Raw genomic sequence first — 15,459 nt, 5'->3', positions numbered from 1 at the left:
TCAGAAACTTAACGTCGAGGCAAGCTGGCGAAGAAACTGTCAGAATCCTCACCGAGGTAATCAAGAATACGTTTTCTGTACAGATCATTGTGAAGATCAAGATTAAACTCGACACCCACTGCCATGCGACGAATGTTCAGCCTGGAAACCCGCCACTTCCAGAACAGCGCACCGCCCATGTCCTGAGACGCCGAAAAATCCACAGCCAGCAGATACGTCACTGGAATTCCTGTGCTCGACTCCAGGCACGGCATGATCCGAAAGCTCCGCTCGGCAGCATATTGAGTATTGCGCTCGAACAGGGTCGTCAGCCTGGAATCGCTCTGCAACCTGTCCAGCGTAAGACTGAGGAGCTGGACCACAGTCGCGGCGTTAGGACCGGCGATGGCACTGACCAGCTCAAGCACCAGGGTATCCATGGTGAGGCTAGCATTGGCAGTCGAATACTCACTGAAGGTAAAACCGTTCAGGTTCTGCCAGCCGCCATAACTCATGGCGCTTGTGAAGTGCTCCAGCCACTTGGTTCCGCCAACTTGCCCGTCGGTCTCCAGCCTGGCAACCGTTTCGGCAAAGCGCATGCTCAGGCGCACGGCACTGCGGTTTGCCTGGCTGACGCCATCAGCGAACGCAATGATCAGCGGTGACTCGGTACTGACGTCCGCCAGACTGTCTGGCTCGATAGAGGTATCGGGAAGCATGAAGTCAGCGCTGGCCGAGGGCGCCAGTGCACGAGGCGCGAAATCGGCGGGGTCATCCAGTAGCAGCGCACTCGGTGCAAAAGCGCGAGGCCGCGAATGTTCAGCAACCGGCAAGTTCCGAAAATAACGCTCCGACGCTTCCTGGGTGGGGGAAGCAACAGTATTAATAGTATCCATTACGCATTCCTTGCAAATTTATCAAATTAACGACTCCGTTGGTCGCCTCTGCAAATTAACCCCCACCCACCCATGTAACCAGTGCAAACACATGACCAATTATTTCAACTAACCAATAATACCCACTCCTCACAACAGCATAATCCGCCGCAAAGCCGCGCCCACACTGAAGCAGCATTAACTTCACACATAAAACCCCCTAACAACTTACACGACAGGCAGACATTCCACTGAATCTCATCGTATCAACTGACAGTAAGCCATTATAAGGCCTGACTGACTCAGTAAAACTTACAACACCACTTAATGGAAGGTTCCTACAACTGCGCACCCACTGTTTGATCTACCGCTGATCAAGCAGTGGGTACGCGCCCGGAAAAGGCCTGGCCACTACGCCCCTGGCTTTGCGCCATACCAACGCGGGGTATACACCCACTGCCCGCCATCGGCCCGCGGGAAGGTGCAGGTGGTCGACGAGCCAACCAGCACCATGGTGCGCATATCGACCATCTCGGGAGTCAGCTCGCCCAGGCTCACGACCCGCAGGCTCTGCCCAGGCCGGCCAATGTCGCGGCCCAGGGTGACCGGGGTCTGCGCACTGCGATGCTGACGCACGATCTCCAGCGCGCGGCCCAGTTGCCAAGGTCGCGAGCGGGAGATCGGGTTGTAGAAGGCCAGCACCAGATCAGCCTGGGACGCCAGCTCCAGGCGCTGCTCGATGATCGACCAGGGCTTGAGGTTGTCCGACAGCGACATCACGCAGAAGTCATGCCCCAGCGGCGCGCCGGCCTGCGCCGCGGTGGCCAGGCTGGCCGATACGCCGGGCAGGATTTCCAGCTCCACGCCCCGCCAGTCAGCGCGGGCCGGATCGTCGACGACTTCGTGCAAGGCTTCGAGCACTGCAGCGGCCATGGCGAACACCCCAGGGTCACCGGACGATACCACTACCACCGACCGCCCCTGGGCAGCCAGTTCGAAGGCGTGGCGGGCACGCTGCATTTCTTCGCGGTTATCGGTGTTGTGCAGCACTTGATCATCGCGAAAAGGCCCGGCCATGCGCACGTAGGTTTCATAACCCAGCACATCGTTGGCGCGGGCCAGTTCGGCCTGCACCGCCGGGACCATCAGCTCGCGGGCACCGGGGCCCAGACCGATAACCGCCAGCCGGCCACGACCGCGCCCGATGCGCTCGACATTCAGTGGCTCGGCGCCGATGCCGATCAACAGCCCGGCCTGCGCTGCGCTGTGCAGGCTCACCCCGCTCAATTTCAGGCGCTCGGCATTCGAGGCGCCGGTCATGTAGCGCACCGCGACATTCAGCTCGGCGGCCGCCTGATGCAGCAATGGGTTGGCCATTTGTGACTCATCAGCGAGCAGGCATGCTAGAGCCGGCGCAGCAATTGCGGCGGCGCTCAGCGCCTGATTCACTTCGCTTGCCAGCTGTTCGGACACCCGCTCGACCGCCACCAGCACGTTGCGCGGATAAATCAGCAACTCGTCGGCTGCGGCTTCACGTTGCAAGTGGCTGACATGGATGCTCCGGGCCGCCTGCGAATCATGGGGCAACGGCACTTTATCGAGCCACGGCGCCTGCCCCTCGACACGCACGCTTTGCCCGGCCAGCAAATCAGAGACAAAGCGCTTGCCCTGCTCCAGATCCGCCAGGGCATAGCCGGCCGGTGGATTGAGCAGGCAGGTGCCAAAGCGCAGTTCGCCACTGGTGGTGATGGCCGGTGCCACCGCCAGCGCAGCAGCGATTTCCCGGGCCAGGCCATTGACCCCGGCCAGGCCACCGAGCAGCGGCACCACAGCGCTGCCGTCCTCGGCCACCGCCAGTACCGGCGGCTCGGCGCCCTTCTCCAGCAGCAGCGGCGCCAGGGTGCGGATCACGATGCCCGCCGCGCACAGGGCAATGATTGGCGAGCCTTGTCGGTACAGCTCGCGCAGGGTGGCACCAAACTCGGCATAGGGCCGGTCCGCACCCTGCACCCGGCCGTCGAGGCCATGGATCAACGCGCCGGGGAACACCTGCTGGATGCGCCGCGCCGTGGCCAGGCTGCCATTGCCGAGGACGACAATCGCTGGAGGTGTCTGGGTCATCAGCCTTGCCACCTTTCGCCCGGTACGATGATCAGCGAGAAGTACGGCGACGACATCGGGTCGACGTCATCCAGTGCCACGATCTTCTGGTTGGCCATGGTCGCGCGCTCGACATACAGCGCCCGCCCGGCCAGCCCCAGTTCGACCAGCACCTGACGCACCTTGGGAAAATTGCGCCCCAGCTTCATGATCACCGCCGCATCGGCATCGCCCAGCTTGCGCTTGAGCTCTTCATGGGGCAACACGCCGGACAGTACCGACAGGCTCTGGTTGCGATACACCAGCGGCACGCCCAGCACCGAGGCGCCACCGAGCATCGAGCAAACGCCGGGAATCACTTCAGCCACATAACGCTCGGCCAGCCGATCGTGCAGGTACATGTAAGAGCCGTAGAAGAACGGGTCCCCCTCACAGATCACCGCCACGTCACGACCGGCGTCCAGATGCGCCGCCACCTCGACACTGGCCTGGTCGTAGAAATCGCTGATCACCTGCTCATAAGACAAGGGGGCCGGCAGCGCTTCGGTGGTTACCGGGTAGACCAGCGGCAATAAGGTTTGCGCTTCTTGCAGGTGCGCCTCGATGATGCCGAAGGCGTTGCCTTTCTTGCCCTTGGCCACGAAATACGCCACCACCGGCGACTCGCGCAGCAGGCGCAGCGCTTTGACGGTAATCAGCTCAGGATCGCCGGGGCCTACGCCCAGCCCGATCAGACGGCCACGCTGCTGCATCATTCGACCTCCGTGGCCAGGGCATTGACCGCCGCCACCGCCATGGCGCTGCCACCGCGCCGGCCTTTGACAATCACATACGGCACGCCGCGGCTGTCGGCCGCCAACATGTCCTTGGACTCGGCAGCACCTACGAAGCCCACCGGAAAACCAATGATCAGCGCCGGCTTCGGAGCCCCGGCGTCGAGCATTTCCAGCAGGTAGAACAATGCGGTCGGCGCGTTGCCGATCACCACTACACTGCCCTCCAGGTGTTCGCGCCAGTGCTCCAGAGCCACGGCCGAACGGGTATTGCCCAGCGCTTTGGCCAGCACCGGTACACTTTCGTCGTGCAATGTGCAGATGATCGGGTTATTGGCTGGCAGCCGCGCACGGGTGATGCCCTCGGACACCATCCGCGCATCGCACAGAATCGGCGCACCGGCGGCCAGTGCCTTGCGGCCCGCCGCACCTGCACCTGGCGAGAAGCGCAGGTCTTCGACCACATCGACCATGCCGCAGGCATGAATCACTCGCACAGCGAGCTTTTCCAGGTCGGCGGGAATGGTCTCCAGCCGCGCTTCAGCGCGGATGATCGCGAAGGAGTTGCGATAAATCTCCTGACCATCGCGGATGTAATCAATCATGCAGGGTGCTCCGTGTGTCGGCGGCCAACAGTGCGCCGACGGCTTCAATAGTGAGATTGCGCGCCCGCAGCACACCGAACCCCGGGTGCTGCGCATTGCGCTGATAAAGATCGTAGTGCCCCGGCGCCACCGCCAACAGCGTCAGCGGCGCCACATGGGCGGCGGCGCAGGAGCGCTGGCAGCCGGTCAGGTGCAAGGCGGTATCGGCAGGCAACTGCGCAGCCAGGGCCAGCGCGTCGCCCTTGGTATCGGCCAGGCCTTTGGCGCAGCCCTGCGAGCCGGTGCACGCCATCAGCCGCGCCAGCGGCTGCTCGGCGCTAACGGTCAAGCCGAGCCCCTGCAAGGCGTCGAGCACCGACCCGGCATTGCTGGCAGGCACATTGGGCAGCAACAGACTCTGCCAAGGGGTCAGGTGCAGGCTGCCGTCGCCCAGCTGTTCAGCCAGCTGCGCCACGGCGCCGAGCAAGCATGAATCAAGCCGCCCAAGCGCGGGGGCGGCGCCGACCGCAACCAGGCCATCCTGCACCTGTGGATAAATCCCCAGATGCCGGTACGCCTCGCGGGTCGGGCGCTGCCAGCCGCTGACCTGGCGCCATTGCACCGGCAAGCGCGCCTGTAGCTGGCCCAGTAACTCAGCCGCTGGAACATCCTGCAAAAGGTGACGCATGCGCGCCTGCTCCGGCCGGGCCAGGTCAAGAAACAGCTCCAGTACCGCGATCACCAGAGCATGACCGTGCTCCAGCGCCACAGCCGCCAGCGGCGCATCGTGCGCCGGGCAACCCGCCAGCCCAAAACCGAGCCAGACCTGGCCGTCGAGGCGCAGCGCCGACAGCCACAGGTCATGGGGATGCTCCAGCATGGCCAGCCCTTCGCCGCCGTCCAGCGAAACGGCGAACTTGGGCGACAGGGCGTGCAGGTGTGGCATATTTTCCAGCGAGGCGAGAATCTGCGCTGCCAGTGGCCGGGTGTCGCAGAGCATCTGCGGGTCGAGCCCGGCACTGGGGCTGAGCATCAGGTTGCGCACATCGTCACTGGCCGGGTTGGCCGGTCCGAGACCGGCGCCCAGCAGTTCGCCGATCAGCGCCTGATGCTCAGCGCCAATGCCGCGAATCTGCAGGTTGGCGCGGTTGGTGACCTCGATCACGCCCTGTGCATAAGTCTGCGCAGCCCTGGCCACGGCCTGCGCCTGGGCGGCACTGAGCACCCCGCCGGCCAGCTTTATCCGGCAGATCCCGCCATCGCGCGCGGCGACGATACGCAACAACCCCGGACAAGCCGAGGGACGAGGCGTAACGAAGCAAGGGCGAGCGGACTGCGGCTCGTTCAAGGATTCACCGATGTGCGTGTATACAAGTGGCTGGCAGCGCTGCGCGCTGCATTCGCCGGCAGAGCCGCCTCCCACAGACTTGTGGGAGGGAGCCCTGCTCGCGAACGAACGCAGTGCCAGGCGCTGCCAGAAGCCATGACGGGCAATGTGCCTGTCAGGCGCGCTATTATGCCTGCTTTGGCGACAGGCTTCATAAGGCGCTCTGTCGGAAGTTCGAATCGAGGTATTCAGATGTCACCCTGGCTGACCGTCGTGGGAATTGGTGAAGACGGCTACAAGGGCCTGGGCCGCAATGCCCGGCATGCGCTGCTCAATGCCACCGAGGTGTTCGGCAGTACCCGGCAACTGGCGTTGCTGCCGCCGTGCATCGGTGCCGCCCGGCAGCCCTGGCCCAGCCCCTTCTCGCTCAACGCGGTGCTGGAGCGCCGTGGCCAGCCGGTGTGCGTGTTGGCCAGCGGCGACCCGATGCTGTATGGCGTGGGGGTCAGCCTGTCGCGGGTTGTGGATAAAAGCGCAATGACCGTGCTGCCGGCGCCGTCTTCCTACTCACTGGCCGCCGCACGGATGGGCTGGGCGCTGCAGGATGTTGTCACCCTGTCGGTGGTCGCCCGGCCGCTGACGGCGCTCAATGCGCACCTGCATCATGGCCTGCGCCTGCTGGTGTTGAGCAACGACGGCAGCAGCCCTGCCGCGCTGGCTGCACTGCTGCGCGAACGCGGCTTCGGCCCCAGCCAGATCAGCGTGCTGGAGCATCTGGGCGGCCCGGCCGAGCGTCGAGTCGATGGCATCGCCAGCGAATGGCAAAACCCGGACATTGCCGCCCTTAATCTGGTCGCCATCGATTGCCGCATCGCCGCCGACACCTTGCGCCTCAGCCCGCTGGCCGGGCTGCCGGATCAGGCTTACCTGCATGACGGCCAACTCACCAAACGCGACGTACGCGCGGTGAGCCTCGCCCACCTGGCACCGGTACCCGGCCAGTTGCTTTGGGATGTTGGCGCCGGCTGCGGCTCGATCGGCATTGAGTGGATGCGCGCCCACCCGAGCTGCCGCGCCATCGCCATCGAGGCCGATGAGGGGCGCCAGCAGTTGATCGAGACCAACCGCGACAATCTCGGTGTACCCGGTCTGCAACTGGTGCGCGGTACAGCCCCCGATGCACTGGCCGGCCTGGAGCGCCCGGACGCGATTTTCATTGGCGGCGGCGTCACTCGCCCCGGTGTGCTGGAAAGCTGCTGGGAGCACCTGCGCCCCGGCGGGCGGCTGGTGGCCAACGCGGTGACCTTGCAAAGCGAGATGGCGCTGCTGAACTGGCGCGAACGCCATGGCGGTGAACTGACCCGCTTGCACGTCGCCCAGGCCAAGCCACTGGGTGAGTTCGACACCTGGCGCCAGGCGCTGCCGATCACCCTGCTGGATCTGATCAAACCCTGATGCGCGAAGAAACCGCCGAACAACCCGCGCCCCTGCGCAGCGGCCTGACCACTGGCAGCTGCGCCACGGCCACCAGCCTGGCGGCGGCGCGCCTGCTGCTGGGCGGGCAAGCCTGTGATGCGGTTGAGATCACCTTGCCAAAAGGCAAACAGGTGCAGCTGCGTCTGGAGTTCTGCCGCCTGCTGGATGATGGCGCCCAGGCCGGTACGATCAAAGATGCCGGTGACGACCCGGACGTGACCCACGGCGCCTTGCTGTTCGCACACGTGAAACTGCTCAGCGCGCCGGGCGTGCGCTTTGTCGCAGGCCCAGGCGTCGGCACCGTGACCCGGCCGGGGCTCGTGCTGGCGGTGGGTGAGCCAGCCATCAATCCGGTGCCGCGGCGGATGATGACCGAGCACTTGCAGCAATTGGCTGACCAGCATGGCTACCACGGCGGCTTCGAAGTCACTATTGCGGTCCAGGGCGGTGAACAGCTGGCCCTGAAAACCATGAACCCGCGCCTGGGCATTCTCGGCGGGCTGTCGATTCTCGGCACCAGCGGCATCGTCCGGCCGTTCTCCTGCGCGGCCTATATCGCCTCGATCCAGCAGGGTATTGATGTCGCCACCACCAACGGCTATCAGCACATCGCCGCCTGCACCGGCAATGCCAGCGAAGACACCATGCGCCGGGTCTACGGCATCCCGGACATCGCCTTGATCGAAATGGGCGATTTTGTCGGCGCCGTGCTCAAGCACCTGCGCAAAGTGCCTGTGGATAAATTGAGCCTGTGCGGCGGCTTCGGCAAGATCAGCAAACTGGCCGCCGGGCACATGGACCTGCACAGTCGCCATTCGAGCATCGACCTGCCACAACTGGCGCGCTGGGCGGCCGATGTGGGCGCCGACACCGATCTGCAACAGCGCATCATCGCAGCCAACACCAGCCAGCAGGCCCTGGCCATGTGCAGCGCCGCCGCGGTACCGCTGGGCGATACCGTATGCCGCCATGCACTGGCCTTCGCCCGTAGTGTGGTGCCGGCCAGCGTCGAGGTGGAAGTCTTCGCCATTGATCGCCAGGGCGGCATCGTCGGCCACGCAAAATAAGGACCCCTGATGAAACGTATCCTGCTGCTCGGCGGTGTCGCCGAGGCCCTGGCCATCGCCCGCACCCTGGGGCCGGAACATATCTACAGTCTGGCCGGTGTCGGCCGGGTGCCCAATGACCTGACCTGCCAGCTACGGGTCGGCGGCTATGGCGGTGCCGAAGGACTGGCGCAGTTCATTCGCGACCAGGGCATCAGCCTGCTGCTCGATGCCACCCACCCCTACGCCGCCCAGATGAGCCGCAACGCCGCAGCCGCCGCCCAGCTGACCGGCATCCCTTGCTGGGCCTTGCGCCGCCCGGCCTGGCAAGCCGGGCCGGACGACGACTGGCGTGAAGTCGCCGACTGGCACGAACTGATGCGCGCCCTGGCGCCCTTCAAGCGACCGCTGTTCACTCTGGGCCGCGAGCCATTGCAGCATCTGCACGAAATACCCGAACAGCAGTTCTGGACCCTGCGTGCGCTGGACAGCGTGGCGGGCAATGATCGCTGCGAAATCATTGCGGCTCGCGGCCCGTTTCAGCTGGAAGAAGAACGCCAGCTATTCGAACGACGCGGCATCGATGTGCTGATCAGCAAGAACAGCGGCAGCCAGTCCACCGAGCCCAAACTGCAGGTGGCTCGCGAGCGCCGGATACCGGTGCTGGTACTCAAACGGCCTGAGTTGCCGGCGGTGGATCGGGAGTTGGGGAGTGTCGCCCAGGTGCTTAAGGCATTGTCCTTATAACGGCTGTATACCGGCAAAACCGCTTCTGTCTTTTTATACCTTTTAAAAAGGTACATCCTATTTTTTATTCTTTTTATTTTGTTTTTCCTCAGAGCATAGTAGCCAGCTTTTCGCACCGGCAGGCATCGCCCGAGGGAGTCAAGCTATGGAAGTCGATCATAAGGTCCGCACGTTGCTGATCGACCAGTGGTTCCGCAACGATTACCGGTGGCTGCGCGCCTGGGTGCGCAAGGACATGGACTGCCCACACAGTGCCGAAGATATCGCCTCGGAAACCTTCGTCCAGATCCTGACCCTGCGTGACGTACCGTCAGTGCGTACGCCACGTGCGCTGCTGGCCACCATCGCGCGCCGTCTGATGTACGAAGGCTGGCGACGCCGGGACCTGGAAAAGAGCTACCTCGAAAGCCTGGCGTATCAGGACGGCGGTTATCATCCCTCGCCCGAAGAACAGGCGCTGATCCTTGAGGCGTTATACGCGGTGGACCGTCTGCTTGACGGGCTGTCGCCCAATGCCAAGTCGGCATTTCTCTACCATCAGCTCGATGGCCTGACCTACAGCGAAATCGCAAGGCTGCTGGATGTCTCGCCGAGCCGCGTGCAGCAATACATGGCTCAGGTGTTCAAGCGTATTTATCTGACCGTCGAACAATCATGAGCAGGAACAACCATGAGCAGGGCTGACCAGCGCTCGATCAACGAAGCCGCGCAATGGATGGCGCTGCTGCAGTCAGGGCATGCCAGCCCCGAAGAACTGCAGGCGTTCGCCGCTTGGCGCGACAGCCATCCGCGCCATGCCGAAATCGTCTCGCGCATGGGCGGCGGTCTTAAGCACATTCCTCTGGACGCGCTGCGCAACGTGCCACGCAAGGCCGTGCTGGGCAGCGTCAACAGCCCTTCAAGCCGGCGCCAGTTCCTCGGCAAGAGCCTGACGGTGGCCGGGCTGGGCATCGCGACCCTGGGCCTGGGACGCCTCTATGGATTCATCCCGGTGCCCGGCGAACTGCTGACCGCCACGGGCGAACGCCGTTCGCTGCGCCTCGACGATGGCAGTGCGCTGACCCTCAACGCCCGGACCCGGATCGAGGTCCAGTTCGATGCGACCCAGCGCCTGCTGCTGCTGCGCAGCGGCGAGCTGCTGGTGGATGTGGCCCGTGACCCGCAGCGGCCATTCGTGGTGCAGACCCGCCACGGGCGGATGCGGGCCTTGGGCACTCGCTTCATGGTGCGCAGCCACGACGACAGAACGCAGTTGGTGATGCTCCACTCCGAGGTCGACCTGAGCACCGGATCAGGCCAGCGGCAAGTGGTCAAAGCCGGTGAAACAGCCAGCTTCGATGATCGCGGCTACCTGGCCCTGGCACCTGCCAGCGGCGCCGAGAACGCCTGGATCGATGGCTTGCTGGAGGTGCGCGACACCCCCTTGGGCGAGGTGGTCGAGCAACTGCGCAGTTACCGTCGGGGTATCATTGTGCTTGACCCGCAACTCGCCCCGCTGCGCATCAGTGGCCTGTTCTTTCTTGACGACAGTGATCGAACCCTGCAACTGCTGGAGCACTCGCTGCCCGTGAGCATTCGCTACCGTACGCCTTACTGGGTCAACATCGAACCACGCGCCTGACGTACTGCGCCGGCCGCTCTGGCAGGCGGAAAAAAATTTCGCCCCCCCCTATAAAATGTTCATCGCTGTTTCACCTATCTCCATCAATTCAATTCTGGAGAGGCGGTGTGATGGGGTATCTGAAGGGATCAGTGTTGGCGCCATGCCTGGCATTGGGCTTGTTGAGCGGTTCTTGCCTCAACCAGGCGCTGGCAGATACCGGGCCGGCACACAAGCTCGAGCATTTTGCGTTGCCTGCCGGTTCGCTGGATCAGGTGCTGTTGCAGATTTCCCGCCAGGGCGCGGTGGCCATTTCTTTCGAGCAAGACACATTGCGCGGGCTCAGAAGCGGCCCGGTCAGTGGCGAGCTGACCGTCGACCAAGCGATCGACCAGGCCCTGCGCGGCACAGGCCTGCGCAAGGTACGCAGTGATGTCGGCGTAAGCATTGAGCGCGATACCCGGCCCGCCTCCTCCGACACCCGGCTAAACACCGTCACGGTGGTCGGCAAGCAGCCCTCCGCAAAGCTGATTGCCGGGGCATTGGGTAGCGCCAGTGATCTGAAGACCCCGTTCTCGACACGCCAGGTGACCAGCGAGCAGATCGAAGAGCGCCAGCTCAAAGCCATGAGTAATGTGTTTTCCGCAGACACCTCGGTCGACGCCAAGGGCGACTCCTATTCGCTGACCGCCAGCAACCTCAGCGTGCGCGGCGTGCGTCTGGACAACGGCGGCAGCTACAAAATCAACGGCCTGCCGATCTTCATCACCACCCTGGAGTTGCCGCTGGAAACCTTCGAGTCGGTGCAACTGCTCAAGGGCGCGTCAGGCTTCATGTATGGCTTTGGCGCACCCGGAGGGGTGGTCAACTATGTCACCAAAAAGCCCACCGACGACTTCAAGTTCAGCGTCGACGCCGGCGTGCGCTCCAACAACGTTTGGAGCGAACATGTCGACCTGGGCGGGCGTTTCGGGCCGGGTGATGGCGATACCTTCGGTTACCGCCTCAATGCGGTTCACGAAGAGGGCGAAACGCCGACCCGCTCCCACGTCAAACGCGACTCTGCTTCGCTGTCGCTGGATGCCCGCATCAACGACAACCTGACCTGGACCGCCGACACGCTGTATCAGGAACGTGTGATCAATGGCGGCATCCAGAACTACCGCCTGCCCAGCTACACCGGCAGCCGTCTGCCTGCGGTGGTCAGCAGCGACAGCGACCGCTCGGGTATCGAAGGCACGGTCTTCGAATCGCGTGCCTGGATGGCCGCGACCGGCCTGCACTGGAACATCACCCCAGACTGGTCGGCAAGCCTTGACTACAACCATTTCGACCAGCAACGCAACTACATTTCCGAGTACCCGACGCTGCTGAACAAGGCCGGTGACTACAGCGAGCTGCTCAGTACCGGCGACGGCAATGCCGTCTACGATCAAGTGCAAGCCATGCTGCAAGGCGAGTTCAGCACCGGCCCGATCGGCCACAAAATCGTGCTGGGCGCGTCCTGGCAAGGCTATGACCGCTACTCGGCCACCACCTCGCTGTTCCAGGTCATCGGCACCGGCACCAACAACCTCTATCGCGATCCGGTCAAAGTCACCTATACCGGCCGGCTCGACTTCCCCAGCTACCATGTTTCGTACATCGAGCAACGGGCAATCTTCGCCAGCGATACCCTGGACCTGACCCATGGCTGGTCGCTGCTGGCGGGGCTGCGCCTGACCGAATACACCCAGGACATCTACAACACCGCAGGCGCCAAAACCTCCAGCTACCGCAAGACGCCGCTGACCCCGACGATTGCCCTGATGTACCAGCCACGCCCTGACACCACCCTGTACGCCAGTTACGTCGAGGCCCTGGAGGCCGGCGAGACCGCCGGCACCAGCTATGCCAACGCCGGTGAAACCCTCAACCCGATCGAGAGCAAGCAGTATGAGGTCGGGGTCAAGACCGAACGCGAACACTGGGGCGGCTCCTTTGCGGTATTCCGCCTGGAGCGCGGCGCCCAGTACGGCAACAGCGCAGGTGTTTACGTGCAGGATGGCGAACAGCGTTACCAGGGCGTGGAACTGAACGGCTACCTGGACATCACTGACAGCACCCGCGTGACCAGCAGCTCGACCTGGCTGGATGCGACCTTTACCAAGAGCGAAGCGGCGCTGGTCGGCAACCGCGCCTCCGGGGTGCCACGCTTTCAGCAGGTGCTGCAGATCAGCCAGGACATCCCCGGCATCGACGGCCTGAAACTGTACGCCGACGCCCGTTATCGCGGCGTCTCCGAGGCCAACGACTCCAACACCCTGCAAGTGCCGGGCTACACGCTGTTCAGCGCCGGCGCCAGCTACCGCATCCCGGTGCAGGAGCACGAAGTCATCCTGCGCGCCAACGTCGATAACCTCGCCAACCGCGAGTACTGGGCGTTCGCGACGAGCAACTCGGTGTACCTGGGCACTCCCAGGACTGTGTCGCTCAATGTCAGTTTCGATTACTGATAGCGAGTGGTTTGCCCGCAGAACCTGGGAATCATTATTTTTTTGCACCCCCCTCTATAAATATTCTGCCGGTGTTGCACCTATCTCCATCAGTTCACTTTTGGAGAGGCGTTGTATGGGGTATCTGCGTGGATCAGTATGGGCGCCATGCCTGGCATTGGGGATGTTCAGCGCTGCCTTGGCGACACCGGTACTGGCACAGGAAACGACACGCTATGAGCTGCCAGCCGGGGCGCTGGACCAAGTGCTGTTGAAGATATCCCGTCAGGGCGGCGTGCCGATTTCATTTGAGCAGCAAGCGTTGCGCGCAATCACGAGCAGCCCGGTCAACGGCGAGCTCACCGTTGACCAGGCCCTTGATCAAGCGTTGCGCGGCACCGGCCTGCGTCGGGTCCAAAGTGATGCGGGCGTGAGTATTGAGCGCAGCGCCCTGCCAGTGCCGGGCGAGACCCGCTTAAGCACCGTGACCGTCACCGGTGAACAGAAGCAGCCGCCCAAAATTGTTGCCGGCGCCCTCGGCAGTGCCAGCGATCTGCAAACGCCGTTTTCGACCCGCCAGGTGAGCGGTGAGCAACTCAAGGAACGTCAGGTCAAGAGCCTGAACAAGGTGTTTTCCGAGGACACCTCGGTGGTTGCCCGAGGTGACAGTTACTCATTCAACGCTTACTCGGTGAGTGTGCGTGGCTTGCCGCTGGACGACGGCGGCAGCTACAAGATCAACGGCTCGCCGATCATCATGACCACCGTGGAACTGCCGCTGGAAGCTTTCGATTCAGTGCAGTTGCTCAAGGGCGCTTCGGGCTTCATGTATGGCTTTGGCGCACCGGGCGGGGTCATCAATTACGTCACTAAAAAGCCCACCGACCAGACCCGCCTGAGCCTGGACGTCGGCACCCGTTCCAACGGCGTATGGAGCGAGCACCTGGACACCAGCGGCCGGGTGGGCGCTGAAGGCGGCCTGGGCTATCGCTTCAATGCCGTGCACGAAGAGGGTGAAACCTACAGCCACTCCAATGTGCACCGCGATGCCTTCTCGCTGTCGCTGGATGCTGACCTTGCTCCCAACCTGGCCTGGACCGCCGACTTGCTGTATCAGGACCGGCTGGTCAATGGCGGTGTGCAGAACTTTCGCCTCAACAACTACAGCGGCACGAGCTTGCCCAACGCCATCAGTGGCCGCAAAGACCTGTCGGCCTATGACGACACGTTTTTCCAGTCGCGCATCTGGCTGGCCACCAGCGGGCTGCGCTGGAGCTTCACCCCCGACTGGTCGCTGGCCGTTGATTACAGCCACTTCGAGCAGCAACGCAAGTTTGCCGGCGAGTACATCTACCTGCAGAACAAGGGTGGCGACTTCACCGACTACCTCAACACCGGCCACGGCCGGGCGATCTACGATCAGGTCCAGGCCATGCTGCAAGGCAACTTCAGCACCGGCCCCATCGGCCACAAGGCCGTACTGGGCGTCTCTTGGCAAGGCTACAAACGCCGCTCAAGCATCGCCGAGGTACTGGCGCCGATCGGCACCAACAACCTGTACACCTCGATTAACCCGCTCAGCTATGGGCCGGACATCGACTTCTCGACCTATCGCCGTTCTTACACCGAACAGCGTGCGGTGTTTGCCAGCGACACCCTGGACCTGACCCACGGCTGGTCGCTGCTGGCCGGCCTGCGCCTGACCGAATACACCGTCGACTCCTACGCTATTGCCGGCAACCGCACCTCGCGCTACCACGAAACGCCCATGACCCCCACCGTGGCATTGATGTACCAACCACGCCCGGACACCACTTTTTACGCCAGCTACATCGAAGCCATCGAGTCGGGCAGCACCGTCGCTTCCGCTTACCGCAATGCCAACGAACTGCTCGACCCGCTCAAGAGCAAACAGTACGAGATCGGCGTGAAAACCGACCGGCAGAACTGGGGCGGCTCGATGGCGGTGTTCCGTGTCGAGCGCGCCGCCGAGTACGGCAACAGTGCAGGCTTCTTTGTTCAAGATGGCGAACAACGCTATCAAGGCGTTGAGTTGAACGGCCACCTGAACATCACTGCCAACACCGAGCTGTCCAGCAGCAGTACCTGGCTGGACGCCACCTTCATCAAGAGCAGCGCCAACCTTGAGGGCAATGAAGTCGCTGGCGTGCCGCGCTTCCAGCAGGTGTTGCAGGTCAGCCATAAAGTGGCGGCGCTCGACGGCCTGAAGCTGTACGCCGACGCCCATTACTACGGCGCGACCAAAGCCGATACCGCCAACAATCTGGATATCTCCGATTACACCCTGTTCAGTGCCGGTGCCAGTTACCGCTTGGGCGTGGGCAGCCACGACGTCACCCTGCGCGCCGCCCTGGATAACATCACTGACCACAAGTACTGGGGTGTGCAACGGGGCGATTCGCTGTACGTCGGTGCGCCAAGAACCCTGTCGCTGAACGTCAGCTTCGATTACTGACG

At 63.2% G+C, this 15,459-nt stretch carries 11 protein-coding genes and 2 pseudogenes; 7 read left to right on the top strand and 6 right to left on the bottom strand.

The features are described 5' to 3' along the window. Positions 1-8 precede the first annotated feature (8 nt). From NJC40_RS09405 to cobG, 6 genes and pseudogenes are all read right to left on the bottom strand, one after another. Positions 9-875 (bottom strand): hypothetical protein, encoded by an 867-nt coding sequence (locus tag NJC40_RS09405; RefSeq protein WP_253142596.1) that lies wholly within the window; start codon positions 873-875, stop codon positions 9-11. Between the two features lie 390 nt (positions 876-1,265). Beyond that, positions 1,266-2,081, bottom strand: a pseudogene (cobJ, locus tag NJC40_RS09400) (precorrin-3B C(17)-methyltransferase); the annotation flags it as partial. A 95-nt stretch (positions 2,082-2,176) separates the two neighbouring features. Then, positions 2,177-2,975 (bottom strand): annotated as a pseudogene (locus tag NJC40_RS09395) (precorrin-3B C(17)-methyltransferase); the annotation flags it as partial. Next, positions 2,975-3,706 carry a precorrin-2 C(20)-methyltransferase gene (locus NJC40_RS09390; RefSeq protein WP_045486942.1) on the bottom strand — a complete coding sequence of 244 codons (732 nt, stop codon included), beginning with the start codon at positions 3,704-3,706 and terminating at the stop codon, positions 2,975-2,977. The gene NJC40_RS09390 and the pseudogene NJC40_RS09395, both read right to left, overlap by 1 nt. Then, complete coding sequence (locus tag NJC40_RS09385) at positions 3,706-4,332, bottom strand: precorrin-8X methylmutase (RefSeq protein WP_253142594.1); 627 nt, start codon at positions 4,330-4,332, stop codon at positions 3,706-3,708. Before NJC40_RS09385 ends, NJC40_RS09390 begins: the two co-directional genes overlap by 1 nt. After that, positions 4,325-5,659, bottom strand: a complete 1,335-nt coding sequence (cobG, locus tag NJC40_RS09380; protein ID WP_253142593.1) for a precorrin-3B synthase — start codon at positions 5,657-5,659, stop codon at positions 4,325-4,327. The genes NJC40_RS09385 and cobG overlap by 8 nt, the downstream gene beginning before the upstream one ends. A 231-nt stretch (positions 5,660-5,890) precedes the next feature. Here cobG and cbiE point away from each other — a divergent pair, with 231 nt between their 5' ends. The 7 genes from cbiE to NJC40_RS09345 all read left to right on the top strand — a co-directional run bounded on the left by cbiE (position 5,891) and on the right by NJC40_RS09345 (position 15,457). Next, positions 5,891-7,093 (top strand): precorrin-6y C5,15-methyltransferase (decarboxylating) subunit CbiE, encoded by a 1,203-nt coding sequence (gene cbiE / locus NJC40_RS09375; protein ID WP_253142592.1) that lies wholly within the window; start codon positions 5,891-5,893, stop codon positions 7,091-7,093. Beyond that, complete coding sequence (locus NJC40_RS09370) at positions 7,093-8,181, top strand: cobalt-precorrin-5B (C(1))-methyltransferase (RefSeq protein ID WP_253142591.1); 1,089 nt, start codon at positions 7,093-7,095, stop codon at positions 8,179-8,181. Before cbiE ends, NJC40_RS09370 begins: the two co-directional genes overlap by 1 nt. 9 nt (positions 8,182-8,190) lie before the next feature. Continuing rightward, positions 8,191-8,907 carry a cobalt-precorrin-6A reductase gene (locus NJC40_RS09365; RefSeq protein ID WP_253142590.1) on the top strand — a complete coding sequence of 239 codons (717 nt, stop codon included), beginning with the start codon at positions 8,191-8,193 and terminating at the stop codon, positions 8,905-8,907. A 145-nt stretch (positions 8,908-9,052) separates the two neighbouring features. Next, positions 9,053-9,565 (top strand): sigma-70 family RNA polymerase sigma factor, encoded by a 513-nt coding sequence (locus tag NJC40_RS09360; RefSeq protein ID WP_253142589.1) that lies wholly within the window; start codon positions 9,053-9,055, stop codon positions 9,563-9,565. A 12-nt stretch (positions 9,566-9,577) separates the two neighbouring features. Further along, positions 9,578-10,528, top strand: coding sequence for a FecR domain-containing protein (locus NJC40_RS09355; RefSeq protein ID WP_253142588.1), 951 nt, complete (start codon positions 9,578-9,580; stop codon positions 10,526-10,528). A gap of 110 nt (positions 10,529-10,638) precedes the next feature. Next, the gene (locus NJC40_RS09350; protein ID WP_253142587.1) at positions 10,639-13,002 is read left to right on the top strand and encodes a TonB-dependent siderophore receptor; all 2,364 of its coding nucleotides are present in this window, start codon (positions 10,639-10,641) and stop codon (positions 13,000-13,002) included. A 115-nt stretch (positions 13,003-13,117) separates the two neighbouring features. Continuing rightward, positions 13,118-15,457, top strand: a complete 2,340-nt coding sequence (locus tag NJC40_RS09345) for a TonB-dependent siderophore receptor (protein ID WP_253142586.1) — start codon at positions 13,118-13,120, stop codon at positions 15,455-15,457. Positions 15,458-15,459 lie beyond the last annotated feature (2 nt).

The organism is Pseudomonas sp. 21LCFQ02 (assembly GCF_024129895.2).
Lineage (GTDB): Bacteria > Pseudomonadota > Gammaproteobacteria > Pseudomonadales > Pseudomonadaceae > Aquipseudomonas.
The sequence above is the reverse complement of the archived record's forward strand: the minus strand, read 5'-3'. Positions and strand labels throughout refer to the sequence as shown.